This is a genomic window from Streptomyces sp. NRRL WC-3618 (assembly GCF_001280005.1).
Taxonomy (GTDB): Bacteria; Actinomycetota; Actinomycetes; order Streptomycetales; family Streptomycetaceae; genus Streptomyces.
Genome location: NZ_LGDW01000411.1, coordinates 1 through 232, shown reverse-complemented (window position 1 = coordinate 232; position 232 = coordinate 1). Strand labels below are relative to the sequence as shown.

Below are 232 nucleotides of genomic sequence, written 5' to 3'. Positions count from 1 at the left end.
GTGGGCTTCGGCGAGCGAGGCGGCCAGGCGGTCGGCACCGCCCTCGTCACGCCGGAGGGAACCGAGCGTGACAGCCGGGCTGTCCGTGGCGTCGATCGTCGCCTGCACCGGCACGGTCAGGACCGGATGCGGACTCATCTCCAGGAACAGCCCGTGCCCCTCAGCGAGCAGACCGCGCGTGGCCTGCTCGAACAGGACCGTCTGACGCAGATTGCGATACCAATACCCGCCA

General features: G+C 69.8%; 1 protein-coding gene. It reads right to left on the bottom strand.

Features of this window, described 5'->3' with window-relative positions:
- On the bottom strand, positions 1 to 232 hold a 232-nt coding region (locus ADL01_RS27750), incomplete at both ends, for an acyltransferase domain-containing protein (protein ID WP_159049657.1).